The organism is Paracoccus jeotgali (genome assembly GCF_002865605.1).
In the GTDB taxonomy this organism is placed as follows: domain Bacteria; phylum Pseudomonadota; class Alphaproteobacteria; order Rhodobacterales; family Rhodobacteraceae; genus Paracoccus; species Paracoccus jeotgali.
The window spans coordinates 741,565-756,635 of record NZ_CP025583.1; the positions used below are offsets into that span (position 1 = coordinate 741,565).

10 protein-coding genes, 1 other RNA gene and 2 pseudogenes are annotated in these 15,071 nt (G+C 68.7%); 8 read left to right on the top strand and 5 right to left on the bottom strand.

Annotation, left to right across the window (positions count from 1 at the left end):
• The first annotated feature begins 26 nt into the window (after nucleotides 1-26).
• The 4 genes from CYR75_RS03750 to rpmG all read left to right on the top strand — a co-directional run bounded on the left by CYR75_RS03750 (nucleotide 27) and on the right by rpmG (nucleotide 3,037).
• Nucleotides 27-1,679 carry an NAD+ synthase gene (locus CYR75_RS03750; protein WP_101498906.1) on the top strand — a complete coding sequence of 551 codons (1,653 nt, stop codon included), beginning with the start codon at nucleotides 27-29 and terminating at the stop codon, nucleotides 1,677-1,679.
• A complete protein-coding gene (locus CYR75_RS03755) occupies nucleotides 1,676-2,290 on the top strand; it encodes a GNAT family N-acetyltransferase (protein WP_225972823.1) in 615 nt (204 codons plus the stop codon). The genes CYR75_RS03750 and CYR75_RS03755 overlap by 4 nt, the downstream gene beginning before the upstream one ends.
• 33 nt (nucleotides 2,291-2,323) lie before the next feature.
• Nucleotides 2,324-2,712: RNase P RNA component class A (gene rnpB / locus CYR75_RS03760), an RNA gene on the top strand.
• A gap of 157 nt (nucleotides 2,713-2,869) precedes the next feature.
• Nucleotides 2,870-3,037, top strand: a complete 168-nt coding sequence (gene rpmG / locus CYR75_RS03765; protein ID WP_101498908.1) for a 50S ribosomal protein L33 — start codon at nucleotides 2,870-2,872, stop codon at nucleotides 3,035-3,037.
• Nucleotides 3,038-3,091: 54 nt separating this feature from the next.
• Here rpmG and lnt read toward each other — a convergent pair whose 3' ends face one another.
• Nucleotides 3,092-4,669, bottom strand: coding sequence for an apolipoprotein N-acyltransferase (lnt, locus tag CYR75_RS03770; RefSeq protein ID WP_225972824.1), 1,578 nt, complete (start codon nucleotides 4,667-4,669; stop codon nucleotides 3,092-3,094).
• Nucleotides 4,670-5,372: 703 nt separating this feature from the next.
• A pseudogene (locus CYR75_RS03775) lies at nucleotides 5,373-7,028 on the bottom strand (DEAD/DEAH box helicase); the annotation flags it as partial.
• Nucleotides 7,029-7,237: 209 nt separating this feature from the next.
• On the opposite strand from CYR75_RS03775, the gene CYR75_RS03780 reads away from it, so the two are divergent.
• Nucleotides 7,238-9,199, top strand: a complete 1,962-nt coding sequence (locus CYR75_RS03780) for a cation:proton antiporter (RefSeq protein WP_225972825.1) — start codon at nucleotides 7,238-7,240, stop codon at nucleotides 9,197-9,199.
• A 145-nt stretch (nucleotides 9,200-9,344) separates the two neighbouring features.
• On the opposite strand, the gene CYR75_RS03785 is transcribed toward CYR75_RS03780, so the two are convergent.
• From CYR75_RS03785 to tkt, 3 genes are all read right to left on the bottom strand, one after another.
• The gene (locus CYR75_RS03785; RefSeq protein WP_101498910.1) at nucleotides 9,345-10,235 is read right to left on the bottom strand and encodes a lysophospholipid acyltransferase family protein; all 891 of its coding nucleotides are present in this window, start codon (nucleotides 10,233-10,235) and stop codon (nucleotides 9,345-9,347) included.
• Nucleotides 10,216-11,136, bottom strand: a complete 921-nt coding sequence (locus CYR75_RS03790) for a DMT family transporter (protein ID WP_101500854.1) — start codon at nucleotides 11,134-11,136, stop codon at nucleotides 10,216-10,218. The genes CYR75_RS03785 and CYR75_RS03790 overlap by 20 nt, the downstream gene beginning before the upstream one ends.
• A gap of 97 nt (nucleotides 11,137-11,233) precedes the next feature.
• Entirely contained in the window at nucleotides 11,234-13,252 is a 2,019-nt protein-coding gene (gene tkt / locus CYR75_RS03795; RefSeq protein WP_101500855.1) for a transketolase, read from the bottom strand.
• Between the two features lie 337 nt (nucleotides 13,253-13,589).
• On the opposite strand from tkt, the pseudogene rplU reads away from it, so the two are divergent.
• From rplU to CYR75_RS03810, 3 genes and pseudogenes are all read left to right on the top strand, one after another.
• Nucleotides 13,590-13,958 (top strand): annotated as a pseudogene (gene rplU, locus CYR75_RS03800) (50S ribosomal protein L21); the annotation flags it as partial.
• Between the two features lie 98 nt (nucleotides 13,959-14,056).
• The gene (rpmA, locus tag CYR75_RS03805; RefSeq protein ID WP_101498912.1) at nucleotides 14,057-14,329 is read left to right on the top strand and encodes a 50S ribosomal protein L27; all 273 of its coding nucleotides are present in this window, start codon (nucleotides 14,057-14,059) and stop codon (nucleotides 14,327-14,329) included.
• A 104-nt stretch (nucleotides 14,330-14,433) separates the two neighbouring features.
• Entirely contained in the window at nucleotides 14,434-14,994 is a 561-nt protein-coding gene (locus CYR75_RS03810; protein ID WP_101498913.1) for a GNAT family N-acetyltransferase, read from the top strand.
• Nucleotides 14,995-15,071: the final 77 nt, after the last annotated feature.

Consider the following 15,071-nt stretch of genomic DNA (forward strand, 5'->3'; position numbering starts at 1 on the left):
TGGCGCCAAAGACCAAAGGGGCAGACATGACCGACCGCATCCGCATCACGCTGGCACAGCTGAATCCGACGCTTGGGGATCTGGACGGCAACGCCGCCAAGGCCATGGACGCCTGGACGCAAGCGCGCGAGGCCGGGGCCGATCTGGTGGTGCTGCCGCGCCTGTTCATCACCGGCCACCCGCTGCTGGATCTGGCCCGCCGCCCCGGTCTGGCCGAGGCCGCACTGGCGCAGATCGAGGATCTGGCCCGCCAGACCGCCGACGGCCCGGCGCTGGCCATCGGCAGCCCGTGGCGCGACGGCGGGCGGCTGTATGACGCCTGCCTGATCTGTCAGGGCGGCCGGATCATCGCCCATGTCACCCGCCACGAGGAAGCCGATTGCGACACCTATGATCCCGGCCCGGTCTCCGGCCCCTTCGCGGTCAACGGGGTCCGCCTCGGCGTCGCCATCGGCCCGGACGGGTTCGCGCCCTCGGTCGCCGAGACGCTGGCCGAAAGCGGGGCCGAGATCCTGATCGTGCCCGATGCCAGCCCCTATCACCGCGGCGTGCTGGACCGGCGGATGAACCCGATGGTCGCCCGCGTGGTCGAAAACCGGCTGCCGCTTCTGTATCTGAACGCCGTCGGCGGGCAGGATGAGCTGGTCTTTGACGGGGCGAGCTTTGTGCTGAACCCCGGTGCCGAGGGCGGCGCCGGGAAAGCCGCCCAGCTTGCGCCCTTTGCCGAGAGTGTGACTCAGATCGACCTGCACCGCGCCGCGGATGGCTGGCGGGCCGAGGCTGGCACCATGGCCCAGCAGCCGGGCGAGATCGAACAGGATTACCACGCCATGATGCTGGGCCTGCGCGACTATCTGGCGAAATCCGGCTTCCGGAAGGTGCTGCTGGGCATGTCCGGCGGCATCGATTCGGCCATCGTGGCCGCCATTGCCGCCGATGCGGTGGGGCCGGACAATGTGCGCTGTGTGATGCTGCCCTCGGAATACACCTCGCAGGCGAGCACCGACGACGCGACCGAATGCACGCGGCTGATCGGCGCGCGGCTGGCCGAGGTCCGCATCGACGGCGCGCGCGAGGCGGTCGGCGCGGGGCTGACGCATCTGATGGCCGGCACCCAGCCCGACGTGACCGAGGAAAACATCCAGTCCCGCCTGCGCGGCGTCATGCTGATGGCGCTGTCGAACAAGCATGGCGAGATGCTGCTGTCCACCGGCAACAAATCCGAGGCCGCGGTCGGTTACGCCACCATCTATGGCGACATGGCGGGCGGCTATAACCCGATCCGCGACCTCTACAAGACGCGGGTCTTCGACACCTGCCGCTGGCGGAACGAGACCCACCGCGACTGGATGCGGGGCCGTGCGGGCGTCGTCATCCCGCCCCGCATCATCGCCAAGCCGCCAAGCGCCGAGCTGCGCCCCGACCAGAAGGACAGCGATTCGCTGCCGCCCTATGATATCCTTGACCCGATCCTGCATGGCCTGATCGAGGAAAACCTCTCCCAGCGCGACCTGATCGCCCGCGGCTTCGACGCCGCCACCGTGCAGCGGGTCGAGACCCTGCTGCTGCAAAGCGAATGGAAGCGGCATCAGGCAGCCCCCGGCCCCCTTATCAGCCCGCGCGCCCTGGGCGAAGGCCGCCGCTATCCGATGGTCAACCGCTTCCGCGAGCGCGCGTGAGCGGCTTCTCGCCCCTGACGCTGACCGGGGACCACGTCACGCTGCGCCCGCTAGATCACGGCGATCTGGCGGGGCTGCAGGCGGCGGTCAGCGACGGGCAGCTTTGGCGGCTGTGGTATACGTCGATTCCCACCCCCGAGGGGATGGCGGCCGAAATCACGCGCCGGCTGGCGCTGCAACAGGCGGGCAGCATGATGCCCCTGACCGTGATCGAGACGCGAACGGGCCGGGTCCGCGGCATGACCAGCTTCATGCACATCGACCGGGCGACGCCGCGGGTCGAGATCGGCTCGACCTGGTATGCCGCCTCGGCGCAGCGCAGCGCGCTGAACACCGAAGCCAAGCTGCTGCTTCTGACCCATGCCTTTGACGTCGAGGGCTGCATGGCGGTCGAGTTCCGCACCCACGCCATGAACCACCGCTCGCGGCAGGCGATCGAGCGGCTGGGCGCGCGGCACGACGGCATCCTGCGTCAGCATATGCGGATGCCGAACGGGACGATGCGCGACAGTTGCGTCTATTCGATCACGCTGGCCGAATGGCCGTCTGTCCGAGCCGGGCTGCGTTTTCGGCTGGCGGATCACGCCGCCGGGTCATCCGCCGCCCCTTGACCCCGGCGGGTCCGGCCGCCATATCCGCCCCACGCGGATGGCCGGATGACCGCGGGGGGTCACACCTTCGAGGAAAGTCCGGACTCCATAAGGTAACGGTGCCGGGTAACGCCCGGCGGGGGAAACCCCAGGGAAAGCGCCACAGAGAACAGACCGCCTGCCTTCGGGCCGGCAAGGGTGAAACGGTGGGGTAAGAGCCCACCGGGGGGCTGGCAACAGACCCCGCATGGCAAGCCCCACCGGGAGCAATGCCGAATAGGGATCGCGCGTCGCAAGACAGGGCCACCTTGCCCCAGCAGATCCGGGTTGGCAGCTTGACACCCGCAGCGATGCGGCGTGCAGATGAATGGTCATCCATGGGGGATGCGGCCTCGCGGCGGTGTTTCCCGGGACAGAATCCGGCTTACAGGCCGTCCGCGTGTTTCCGACCAGCCAAGGCAGGCATTTCGGCGCTGTTTTCGCCCCCATCTGCGGGATTCGCGGTTGACACCGGGGCGATTGCCGCTAAAAGGCGGGCTTCAGGATTTCAAAGGATTTGCGCGGTGGCCCCAGGGCGCCGCCGCAGCAGGAGCAGGAAAAATGGCGAAGCCGACGACGATCAAGATCCGTCTGAACTCGACGGCCGGGACCGGGCATTTCTACGTCACCAAGAAGAACGCCCGCACGATGACCGAAAAATTCTCGGTCAACAAATACGATCCGGTCGTTCGCAAGCATGTCGAATACAAGGAAGGCAAGATCAAGTAAGATCGCCCCCTTCGACTGACCGATCCGAACAAACCGCGCCATGGCGCGGTTTTTTCATGCCCGGGCTCTGGCGCGTCCGGGCCAGAGGGCGCAGGCCAGCAGCACCAGCAGAGCCGTCAGCAGCACCGGCCACGGCCCCAGTCGCAGCCACAGCGTCCGGGGCAGGGGCGCGGGCAGGGCGGCGTCGATATGGCCGACCGCGCCCAAGGGCAGCCAGTCCGTCACCCGCCCCAGCGGATCGATCGCGGCGGTGACGCCGGTATTGGCGGCCCGCATCAGCGGCAGCCCCGATTCGATGGCCCGCAGCCGCGCCTGCGCGAGATGCTGATAAGGGCCGGAGAAGGTGCCGAACCAGGCGTCATTGGTGACCTGCAGCAGCCACTCGGCGCCTTCGGTGGCGCGGATATGCTGGGGAAAGATGGCCTCGTAACAGATCAGCGGCTGCATCGGCGGCAGGCCCTGCGGGTGCAGTACCTGCGGACCGGGGCCGGGGGTATAGCCAAAGCCCTGCTGCGCGGCGAAGGCGCCGATCCCCAGCCGCGCCAGCCGGTCGCCCAGCGGGATATACTCGCCAAAGGGCACGAGGTGGAACTTGTCATAGGTCTGCACGACCTCGCCGCCCGGCGCGACCTCGATCAGCGCGTTGAAATAGCGGCGATCCTCGGCCCGCTGGATGCCCATCAGGACCGGCGCGCCGGCGGCCTGACTGGCGACGGCCAGCGCCTCATCGGCGTTGTTCAGCAGAAAGCTGACCGCCGTTTCCGGCCAGATCACCGCGTCGGGGGCAGGGCCGGCGGGCGGGGCAGCGCTTTCGCTCAGCAGCCGGTCCCAGAAGATCTGCGCCCAGTCCGGGTCCCATTTCAGCGCCTGATCGGCGTCCGGCTGGACCAGCCGCAGCGTGATGCCGCGCGGCTGGATCGGGGTCGCAAGCCGCGCGGTTCCGGCAAGCCAGACCAGCCCCAGCAGCCCGAGCGGCAGCAGCAGGGCGGCGGCGGTCCGGCCGCGCCCCGCATCGCTTCGCCAGATCATCGCGGGAAGTGCCGCAAGCGTCAGCATCAGCGCCGACAGCCCGATGGCCCCTACCCATGCGGCGGCTTGCGCCGGCGGCGTGTCGATCCAGCCATGGCCCAGCATCGCCCAGGGCAGGCCGGTGAAGATCCAGCCGCGCAGCCATTCAAAGATCAGCAGCAGCGCAGCCAGCGCCCCCACGCGGCGCGGCCCCGGCGGTGTCAGACGCCCCGCCAGCCAGCCGGGGATGGCCCAGAACGCGCCGCCGCCCAAGGCCATGAGGATCAGCGCAAAGGGCGCCATCCAGCCGTGGATCTCTGGCTGGACCAGAAACGGCTCGGTGATCCAGCTCATGGCGAGGGCGAAAAAGCCGGTTCCGACCAGCCCGGCGCGCAAACCGGTGGCGCGGGCCGAGAGCGCGGCGGCGCTGCCATGCAGCGCCAGCGCCAGCGCCAGCAGGCTGAGAAGCCACAGCCCCCAGGGCTGCTGGCCAAGCGCGATGACCGCGCCAAGAAGCAGGAAGCCGACGAGGCGCCAGGCCTTCAGCGGCCGGCGCAGCAGGCCGCCCGGACCGGATCGCGGCGACGGGGCGCGAGGCGCGTCGTCGCGCTGCGGCCTCGTCACGCGCATCCTTGCCCGGTCAGTCGCCAGACGGCTCGACCGCGCCCGCATCGGCGGCACCGCCGACCGGCGCCGCGCCGTCACCCTTGTCGGCAGGGGCGGGTCCGGTATCGGGCGCGCCGCTGTCGGCATCGCTCAGAAGCGGGGCCTTGGGCTTGCGGCTGCGGGTGCTGCGCGGCTTGGGCGCGGGCTTGGCGGCCGCGTCCTCTGCCGGCGTGTCGGCCTGGGTTGCCTTCTCGCCGCTCTCGCCGGCCTTGTCTGCGGCCGGTTCGGCCTTGTCGGCAGCTTTGGTCCGGCTGGAACTGCGGCGAGGTTTCGGCTTGGCCTCGGTCTCGGCTTCGGTGGCACCCTCGGCCTTCACCTCACCCTCGCCCGCCGCTTCGGCCTTGGCCTTGCTGGCGGCGGGTTTGCGGGTGCGTTTCTTGGTCGCGGTCTTGGCGTCCGCCGCCTCATCCGGGGCCAAGGGCGCGGCGTCGGTCTGGTCAGGCGTGGACTCGGCGGACCGGTCCGCTGCCTCGCTGCCCTCTGCCGGTTCCTGCGTCGCGGGCTTGGCCGAGCGCGATCCGCGCGAGCGCGAGGAACGCGAGGCGCGGGCGGGCTCTTTCGCCTCGTCGGTGGCCTTCACATCCGCATCCTGCGCCGGCTTGTCCGCCACCTGCGCGGCGTCCGCCTTCGGCTGCTCGCTCTCTGCATCGCGGCTGCGGGACTTGCCGCCGCTGGCCTCTTCGGCCTCGGCGCGCTGGATGGCGGCGTCGGTCGCCGCGAGCGCCTCGGCAAAGCTCTGCATCATGAAGGGCGGCACATGGTCGCCCATCCCGGTCACCGACCCGCCATGCGAGCGGCGGTCGTTGCGGTGCCGGTCGTCGCGGCTGCGGTCGTCGCGGCGGTCGTCCCGACGATCCTCGCGGCGGTCATCACGCCGGTCATCGCGCCTGTCGTCACGGCGGTCATCGCGGCGGCGGTCCTGACGCTGGTCCTGACCGGTCTCGGCCGGTGCATCGGCCCTGGCCTCGGCCCGCGCCTTTTCCGGCAGCGGTTCGCTGCGGCGGTCGGCGGGCTTGGCCTCGGCCTGCGCGGCGGGTTTCTCGGCCGGCTGGTCGTGGCCCTCGCCCCGGCTGTCGCCACGGCGCGAGCGGCTGCCGCTGCGGCTTTTGCCGCGCGACTGGTCGTTGCGCGCGCGCGGCGCAGATCTGGCGTCGTCGGACAGCGAGAAGCCCTCGGGCGCCTCGGCGCGGGGCAGGCTGTTTTTCAGCAGGTTCTCGATCGCGGCCAGATATTTGTCGTCGGACGGCGTGCCGATGGACAGGGCGGTGCCCTGACGGCCGGCGCGGCCGGTGCGGCCGATGCGGTGGACGTAATCTTCGGCATGGCTGGGCAGGTCAAAGTTGAACACATGGCTGACCGCCGGGATGTCCAACCCGCGCGCCGCCACATCCGAGGCGACCAGAAAGCGCAGCGAGCCGTCGCGGAACGCCTCGAGCGTGCGGGTGCGCTGCGACTGTTCCAGATCGCCATGGATCGGGGCGGCATCGAAACCATGCGCTTTCAGCGACTTGGCGACGATATCGACCTCGGTCTTGCGGTTGCAGAAGATGATCGCGTTCTTCAGCGCCTCACCTTCGGACACGATCATCGCGCGCAGCAATTCGCGTTTCTGCTTGGCGGTCTGATCCTTGCGGGTGGGCGTGATCTCGACCAGCCTCTGGGTGATGGTCTCACTTGCGGTGGCCTGACGCGCGACCTCGATCCGTTCCGGCGAGTGCAGGAAGGTGTTGGTGATCCGCTCGATCTCGGGCGCCATGGTGGCGCTGAAGAACAGCGTCTGGCGGTGGAAGGGAGTCAGCTGGAAGATCCGCTCGATATCCGGGATGAAGCCCATGTCGAGCATCCGGTCGGCCTCGTCCACGACCATCACCTCGACCCCGGTCAGCAGCAGCTTGCCGCGTTCGAAATGGTCCAGCAGACGGCCCGGCGTGGCGATCAGCACGTCGACGCCGCGGTCGATCAGCCTGTCCTGCTCGCCAAAGGACACGCCGCCGATCAGCAGCGCCTTGGTCAGCCTGGTGTATTTGGCATAGGTGTCGAAGTTCTCGGCCACCTGCGCGGCCAGTTCCCGCGTCGGGCACAGCACCAGCGAACGCGGCATCCGCGCCCGGGCACGGCCACGCGACAGCCGCGTGATCATCGGCAGCGTAAAGCTGGCCGTCTTGCCGGTGCCGGTCTGGGCGATGCCCAGCACGTCGCGGCCTTCCAAGGCCGGGGGGATCGCGCCCGCCTGGATCGGCGTGGGCTGGTCATAGCCCGCATCGGCAATCGCCTTGAGAACCTTGGGGTCAAGCTTGAGGTCGGAGAATTTGGTCATGTACGCCCATCTGCTGCGCGCATTCGCGCAGATCTGAAAATGGGACGCCGTTCCACGCCCCTCGATGGTCCGCCGGATGCGAACGCGCTTTGCCCTAGCCCAATCGCGCTGTCGCGTCAATCTTATCACGAAAAACAACTCGTGCGCAGAGGCTTTTGGAACGCTATGGGTCGGCCACGGTTGACCTGCGGCACATCAAAGGAGCGGTGATGGCAATTTCCCCTGAAGCGGGGCTGACCCCGGTCGAGGCCTTCGCCCTGGTCGGCGTGGTCGGTGTGGGCGCGCAATGGCTGGCCTGGCGGTTTCGGCTGCCGGGCATCGTGCTGATGCTGCTGGCCGGGCTGGCACTGGGGCCGTTCAGCGGCATCTTCGTGCCGTCGCGCGACATCGGCCCGCTGCTTAGCCCGATGATTTCGCTGGCCGTCGCCGTGATCCTGTTCGAGGGCGGGCTGACGCTGAATTTCAAGCGGCTGTCGGACGCCGCGCCCGGCGTGCGTCGGCTGGTGATGATCGGCGCGCCCATCGGCTGGGTGCTGTCCTCGCTGGCGCTGGCCTTCATCGGCGGGCTGAGCTGGCAGTCCTCGATCGTCTTCGGCGGCGCGATGATCGTCACCGGCCCGACGGTGATCGCGCCCCTGCTGCGCACCGCCAAGATCCAGAGCCGCCCGGCCCAGCTTCTGCAGTGGGAGGCCATCGTCAACGACGCCATTGGCGCCCTTGTTGCCGTGGTGGCGCTGCTGATCGTCATGGTCCGCCAGCAACAGCTGGGCGCGTTCGAGGCGATCTGGACGGTGGTCTCGGGCATCGCCTTCGCCTCGCTGGTCGGGATCGCGGCGGCCTTTGCGGTGATCCGGGCGTTCCGCGAATCGCTGGTGCCGGAATACATGAAGGTGCCGATGCTGTTCGTGCTGGTGCTGGGTGCGTTCGCGCTGTCGGACGCGGTGCTGCACGAATCCGGCCTGCTGGCGGTCACCGTCATGGGGCTGCTGATCGGCAACGCCGATCTGCCCGCCTATACCGAGATTTCCCGCTTCAAGGAGCAGGCGACGACGCTGCTGCTGTCGGGCGTGTTCATCCTGCTGGGGTCCAACGTCAAGCTGGCCGAACTGGAACTGCTGGATGCGCGGTTCGCGCTGCTGATCCTGGCCGTGGTGGTGCTGGTGCGTCCCGCGACGGTGCTGCTGTCGCTGGCCGGCACCGCGATCCCGATGAAAGAGCGGATGCTGGTCGCCATGACCGGGCCGCGCGGGGTGGTGCTGCTGGCGATCTCGGGCCTGTTCGCCGAGCGGCTGGTCACGGAAGGCGTGCCCGACGGCGCGGTGCTGCAGCCGCTGGCGTTTGTGCTGGTCATGGCGACCGTGGTGCTGCACGGTTTCGCGCTGAAGCCGCTGGCGCAGAAGATGGGGCTGTCCTCGGGAGAGGTGCCGGGGGTGCTGCTGGTCGGCGGCTCGGCCTTTACCTCGGGTCTGGCCAATGCGCTGGAAAAGATGGAGGTGCGGGTCCTGATCACCGACCCCAATCGCGGCCAGCTTCGCGCCCCGCGCGAGGCCGGGGTGCCCACCTATTACGGCGATCTTCTGTCCGAGGCGGCCGATAGCGGGGTCGAGTTCATTTCCTATTCCACCATCCTCGCCGCGTCCGACAACGACGCCTACAACACGCTGGTCGCGACCGACTTCGCCCCGCAATTCGGGCGCGATTCGATCTGGCAACTGGCGCGGGTGAAAGAGGATCGTGCCCGCCACTCGCTGCCCAGCCAGCTTGGCGGGCAGGTGCTGAATGACGGTCGGACGCTGGCGCAATATCTGGAGCTGCTGGCCGAGGGCTGGGTCTTCCGCACCACGCGGCTGACCGAGGAATATTCGCTGGACGATTGGAAAGAGGCCCGCGAAGGGGCGATCCCGCTGGCCACGCTGCGCGACGGGCAGTTCCGACTCATCGGCCGCAAGGACGAGATGCCGGACAAGCCGAATATGCGGATCGTGTCGCTGATCCCGCCCGACATCGCCGAGCGTATCCGCAAGGAGACCGAGGAAATCAGCCGCCAGCGCGAATTGGCCCGCAGCGAGGCCGAGGCGGTCCGCAAGGGCGAGGGCAATGGCAGCCAGCGCGACGATGACGACATGCCGCCGCCGAAATCCAAGTCGAAGCTGCCGGATAGCGATGGGTGAGGGTTCGGGCGGCGAGTTGGATGAGGGGTGGTGTCGCGGCGGCTTGGAGTCAGCCATTCCGGCGCGGCCTGGTGAATGAACGGCTGTCGCGCGGTGCTTTGATCCTCGGCGCCCCTCGCATCAGGGTATGGTCGCCGCGCCCGCGTCAGTCGTATTGCTTCCAGCGGCGGTGGACCCAGAACCATTGTTCGGGCGTGGCGCGGATCATCGCTTCGAGGTCGTCGTTCAGCGCCTGCATCATCTCTGGCGGCGTCGAGTGCGGGATCGGCTCGCCGACATGGACGGTGAAATCCAGCCCGTTGGGCAGCCGCCGGCCCGAGATCGGGACCAGCAGCGCCTCGTGCCGCAGCGCCAGTTCGGCGGGCGTCAGCACGGTGCGCGAGGGCAGGTCGAAGAAGCGCAGCACCTCGCCCTCGCGCGCGAACTGGTCGAAGCCGAGCGCCAGCATCCCGCCGCCGCGCAGGAATTTCAGCATCGCCGCGATTCCGGCGCGGCCGCGCGGAAAGATCGGCTCGGCAATGGCGCGCATGGCGGGGATGTAGTGGCTGTTGAAGGCCGCGTTGTTCATCGGCCGAAACAGCGCCCCCACCGGCCAGCCGCGTCCGGCCAGCGCCGCGCGCATGGCGTCGTAATTGCCGAAATGCGCGCAGGCGAGGATCACCGGCCGGTCCGACCGGGCCGCCTCTTCCAGCGCGGCAAGGCCGGGGCCGGTCAGCGGATCGCTGCTGCGGATGCGGTCGGTGAAGGCGTCGCCGGCATAGATCTCGGCCAGCGAGCGGCCGGCATTGTCCAGCACGCCGCGCGCGATGCGGGCGCGTTCGGCCGCGTCCAGTTCCGGCATCGCCTGCGCCAGATTGCGGCGCGCGCGGCGCGTCCAGCCGGCGACGGGGCCAAGGATATGGGCAAAGACCCAGCCGACCAGCGGGATGCGCCGTCGATAGGGCAGCAGCCGCGCCAGACCCATCACCGCCAGAAAGGCGCCATTGGCCAGCCGGTCGGTCAGGCGGGGGCGGTCGTCAGCCTCGGGCGTCGGCATGGGCGGCCTCTTGTCGTGCCAAGCGCGTCTCGCGCCACCAGATATACATCCCCGCGCAGACGATGATCGAGGCGCCGATGACGGTCCAGATATCGGGCAGCACGCCCCAGAACAGGAACCCCCACAGCGCCGCCCAGATCAGCCCGGTATAGCCGAAGGGCGCGATGGCCCCGGCCTCGGCCAGCGAAAACGCGTGGATCAGCAGCGCCTGCGACACCGCGCCGAAGACGCCGATGATCAGGAACGCCCAGAGATGCTCGAACTGGATCGCCTGCCAGAAGAACGGCACCGCGACCGTGCTCGCGACCGAGCCGACCATCACCGACCAGATCAGCGAGGTCGCCAGCGAATCCGACCGCACCACCCGCGTCAGCAGCGCGCCCGAGGCATAGGTGACCGCCCCGATCAGCGGCAGGATCGCGGCGGGGTGAAAGACCCCCGCACCGGGCCGGATGATGATCAGCGCCCCGATCATCGCGGCGAGGATCCCCATAATCCGCCGCCAGCCGATCTTTTCTCCCAGAAACAGGGCGCCCCCCAGCGTGATCAGCACCGGGTTCAGGTCCATGATCGCGGTCGTCTCGGCCAGGCCGATGAACTGGATCGCGGTGAAGAACAGCGAGACCGAGGCAAGCTGCGTCAGCGCCCGCCAGAATTGCAGCATCGGCTGGCGCGAGCGCAGGCTGGGGAAAAAGCGGCTGCGGTAAAAGATCACCAGCACCGCCAGATTGCCCATGAAGCGCGCCCAGACGACCTGTCCGGGATGATAGAACTCGCCCAGATATTTCGCCGTCGCGTCCATCATCGAGAAACAGAACACCGCCAGCAGCAGGATCACGATGCCGCGCGACTGGTCGCCACCCTGCCGCCGCCGCATGCCGTCGCGGCTGCGCCGGAACATCGCGAATGTCGGCGGCAGGGGGCGCATCAGAAAAGGACCGCGGCGGCGTTACACCGCCACGGCCCCGTCTTGTGGCGCCGACTGGGGTCGGCGAGGGTCACAGCAGCGCCTTGGCCCGGTCCGCGACGGCCTCGGCGGTGATGCCGAACTCCTTGAACAGACGTTCGGCCGGGGCCGAGGCGCCAAAGCCGGTCATGCCGACGAAATCGGACGTCCGGTCGCTGCCGCCTTCGCCCATCAGCAGCCAGTCCCAGCCCTGCCGGATCGCGGCCTCGATGCCGATGCGGACGGTGCCTTCGGGCAGCACCTCGCGGCGGTAAGCCTCGGGCTGGTCGCGGAACAGCTCCATGCAGGGGACCGAGACGACGCGGGTGGCGATGCCCTCGGCCTCGAGCGCCTCGCGGGCCTTGACGGCGACCTCGACCTCGGAGCCCGAGGCCAGCAGCACGACGCGCGGTGTGTCGGATGCCTCGCGCAGGATATAGGCGCCCTTGGCGGTCAGGTTCTCGCCGCTTTCGGTGCGCAGCAGGGGCAGGTTCTGACGCGACAGCGCCAGCACGGTGGGCGCATCATCGGTGTCGATGGCAATTTCCCAGGCCTCGGCGGTCTCGACCAGATCGCAGGGGCGCATGACCAGCGTGTTGGGCGTCGCCCGGCAGATCGCCAGATGCTCGACCGGCTGGTGGGTGGGGCCGTCCTCGCCCAGGCCGATGCTGTCATGGGTCATGACATAGATGGTGCCGATCCCCATCAGCGCCGACAGCCGCATCGCGCCGCGGGCGTAGTCGGTGAAGGTCAGGAAGGTGCCGCCATAGGGCCGGAAGCCGCCATGCAGGAAGATCCCGTTCATCGCCGCCGCCATGCCGTGTTCGCGGATGCCGTAATGGATATAGCGGCCCTTGCGGTTGTCGGGGCCGAACTTGCCCAGGCTGGGCGTCAGCGTGTTGTTCGAGCCGGTCAGATCGGCCGACCCGCCGAACATCTCGGGCAGATGCGGGTTCACCACCTCGAGCACCATTTCCGACGCCTTGCGGGTGGCGATCTTGGGGTTGCCCTCGATCGCCTGTTCCTTCAGCGCAGCGATGGCGGGAGAGAGCTTGTCGCTGACCTCGCCCGAGACGCGGCGGGCGAATTCGTCGCGCGCATCCTCGGGCAGGGCGTCGACGCGCTGCTGCCATGCCTCGCGGTCGGTCTTGCCGCGGCTGCCGATCTGACGCCATTCCGACAGGATGTCGTCGGGAATGACGAACTCGGCATGTTCCCAGCCGTAAAGGCTGCGGGTGACGGCGATTTCCTCGGCGCCAAGGGGCGAGCCGTGGGCGGCGGCGGTGTCCTGCTTTTTCGGCGCGCCAAAGCCGATGATGGTCTTGCAATCGACCAGCGTCGGGCGGCCGTCGCTGTTCTTGGCCTCGGTCAGGGCGCGGTCGATATCGGCGGCGTCGTGGCCGTCGCAGGACAACACCCGCCAGCCCGAGGCGTGGAACCGCTCGTGCTGGTTGGTGGCGTCGGACATGCTGACGCGGCCGTCAATGGTGATGTCGTTATTGTCCCACAGCACGATCAGCCGGCCCAGCTTTTGCGCGCCGGCAAGGCTGATCGCCTCTTGGCTGATGCCCTCCATCAGGCAGCCATCGCCCGAAATGACCCAGGTGCGGTGGTCGCACAGATCGTCGCCGAACTCGGCCCGCATGGCCTCCTCGGCAATGGCGAAGCCGACCGAATTGGCGATCCCCTGACCAAGCGGGCCGGTCGTCGTCTCGATCCCGTCGGCATGGCCGTATTCCGGGTGGCCCGCCGTGATCGCGCCCCACTGGCGGAAGTTGCGGATCTGGTCCAGGGTCATCTGTTCATACCCGGTCAGATACATCAGCGCATAAAGCAGCATTGAGCCGTGGCCCGCCGACAGGATGAAGCGGTCGCGGTCGAACCAGTTGGGCGCCGAGGCGTCGAATTTCAGGTGGTTGCGGAACAGCACGGTCGCCACATCGGCCATGCCCATGGGCATGCCGGGATGGCCCGAATTCGCCGCCTGCACCGCATCCATCGCCAGGACGCGGATCGAGGTGGCAAGGTTCCAGTGCTGCGGGTCGGCCTTGCGGCGCGCGTCGAGATCCATCTTCGGCATCCTTGCAATCTTGATCGCGCCCCTGATAGCAGGTGACGGCCCGGTTTCAAGCCAGAGCCGGCGGACGCACGCCGACAGCGCCCGCGCCCTTGCCCGAGGCCCGCCGCCGGAAAGGCCGGGAAAAGCCGCTGCCGGACCCCGCAAAGCCGTTGACTTGGCCGCGCCGATCCGCCATATGGGCCGGACCGGCCGGGCCCATGCCTTGTGCCGGCACGTTGTTTTCAACCAACACCCTTGGCGGGTGCGCTGTCCGAAGGTGGGGCCGATAGGTCCCGAAACGCTGCCCTGACCGGCAGGACCGCGGGATGCGGGATACGAAGGAAAGAAGATGTTCGCAGTTCTCAAGACGGGCGGCAAGCAGTACCGCGTTCAGGCGGGCGACGTGCTGCGCGTGGAAAAGCTGGCTGCTGAAGCCGGTGACAAGGTCCAGTTCAACGAGATCCTGATGGTCGGCGGGACCGTCGGCGCGCCCTTGGTGGACGGTGCCGGCGTGCAGGCCGAGGTCATCGACCAGATCAAGGGTGACAAGGTCATCAACTTCGTCAAGCGCCGCCGCAAGCACAGCTCGCAGCGCACGCGCGGTCACCGCCAGCAGCTGACGCTGGTGCGGGTGACCGATGTGCTGGAATCGGGTGCCGAGAAGTCGGGCGTGAAGCCGGCGCTCGGGATGCGGGTCGCACGCGCGCAACTGGCCGCGGAAAAGTGATCTTGGGCCGGGGCGGACTGGCATGGCCCGCGACCCCGGCGAACGGAATTCAGGCCAGCAGACTGGCCTCTAACGGAAAGGACTAAGTCATGGCACACAAGAAAGCAGGCGGTTCGTCCCGCAACGGCCGCGACTCGGCCGGTCGCCGTCTCGGCGTCAAGATGTATGGCGGTCAGGCCGCCATTGCCGGCAACATCATCGTCCGCCAGCGCGGCACGACCTGGTGGCCGGGCACGAATGTCGGCATGGGCCGCGATCACACGCTGTTCGCGCTGACCGATGGCGAAGTGGTGTTCAAGAAGGGCCTCAAGGGCCGAACCTTCATCTCGGTGATGCCGGCCAGCGCCGAGGCCGCCGAATAGGCCGAGCCGAACCCGGCTGATAGACAGGGGGATCGGTGAAAACCGGTCCCCTTTCGGCATTTCGGGCCGCCGCGCCGCGCGCCCACCCCGTCGGAGGAGAGATGATGAGTGCAACCGCCCTGGCCGCGTCCGACAGGGACGCGGCGCAGCCCGTGATCCAGACCGAACGCCTGCTGCTGCGCCCGCTGCGCGCCTCGGATGCGGGGCTGATCGCCCATTACACCGCTGACCGCCGCGTTGCCGAAGGCACCCGCGCCATTCCCCATCCGCTGCCGCCGGGCGCGGCCGAGGCCTTCGTCGCCCGCGCCATGTCCGACGACCGCGACGAGGATGTCTGGGCCATTGACGGCTCGGCCCGCGAGTTGGGCGAGCTGCTGGGCGTCGTCTCGCTGACCCGGATCGAGGATTCGCAGTCGGAACTGGGCTTCTGGGTCGGCGCTGGCTTCTGGAACACCGGCTTCGCCAGCGAGGCGGTGGCCGGGCTGGTCGGCGTGAACCCGCATGGCTCGCGCACGCTGTTCGCCGAGGTGTTTCAGGACAATCCCGGCTCGGCCCGGGTGCTGACCAATTGCGGCTTTGCCTATCTGGGCGACGCGGAAAGCTGGTCGGTGGCGCGCAATGCGCGGGTGCCGACCTGGACCTATCTGCGGCGCATGGGCGACTGACGCGCGGCGCCGCCGCTTCACCTTTGCCGGCGGAACTTCTATGAAGGCCGCTGACGACGGATTTCCCCGCCGGGGTT

Coding starts and splice junctions, on each gene's coding strand:
- CYR75_RS03750 (WP_101498906.1), top strand. CDS start 27: ATGACCGACCGCATCCGCATCACGCTGGCACAGCTGAATCCGACGCTT.
- rpmG (WP_101498908.1), top strand. CDS start 2,870: ATGGCGAAGCCGACGACGATCAAGATCCGTCTGAACTCGACGGCCGGG.
- CYR75_RS03780 (WP_225972825.1), top strand. CDS start 7,238: ATGGCAATTTCCCCTGAAGCGGGGCTGACCCCGGTCGAGGCCTTCGCC.
- CYR75_RS03785 (WP_101498910.1), bottom strand. CDS start 10,235: ATGCCGACGCCCGAGGCTGACGACCGCCCCCGCCTGACCGACCGGCTG.
- CYR75_RS03790 (WP_101500854.1), bottom strand. CDS start 11,136: ATGTTCCGGCGCAGCCGCGACGGCATGCGGCGGCGGCAGGGTGGCGAC.
- tkt (WP_101500855.1), bottom strand. CDS start 13,252: ATGGATCTCGACGCGCGCCGCAAGGCCGACCCGCAGCACTGGAACCTT.
- rpmA (WP_101498912.1), top strand. CDS start 14,057: ATGGCACACAAGAAAGCAGGCGGTTCGTCCCGCAACGGCCGCGACTCG.
- CYR75_RS03810 (WP_101498913.1), top strand. CDS start 14,434: ATGAGTGCAACCGCCCTGGCCGCGTCCGACAGGGACGCGGCGCAGCCC.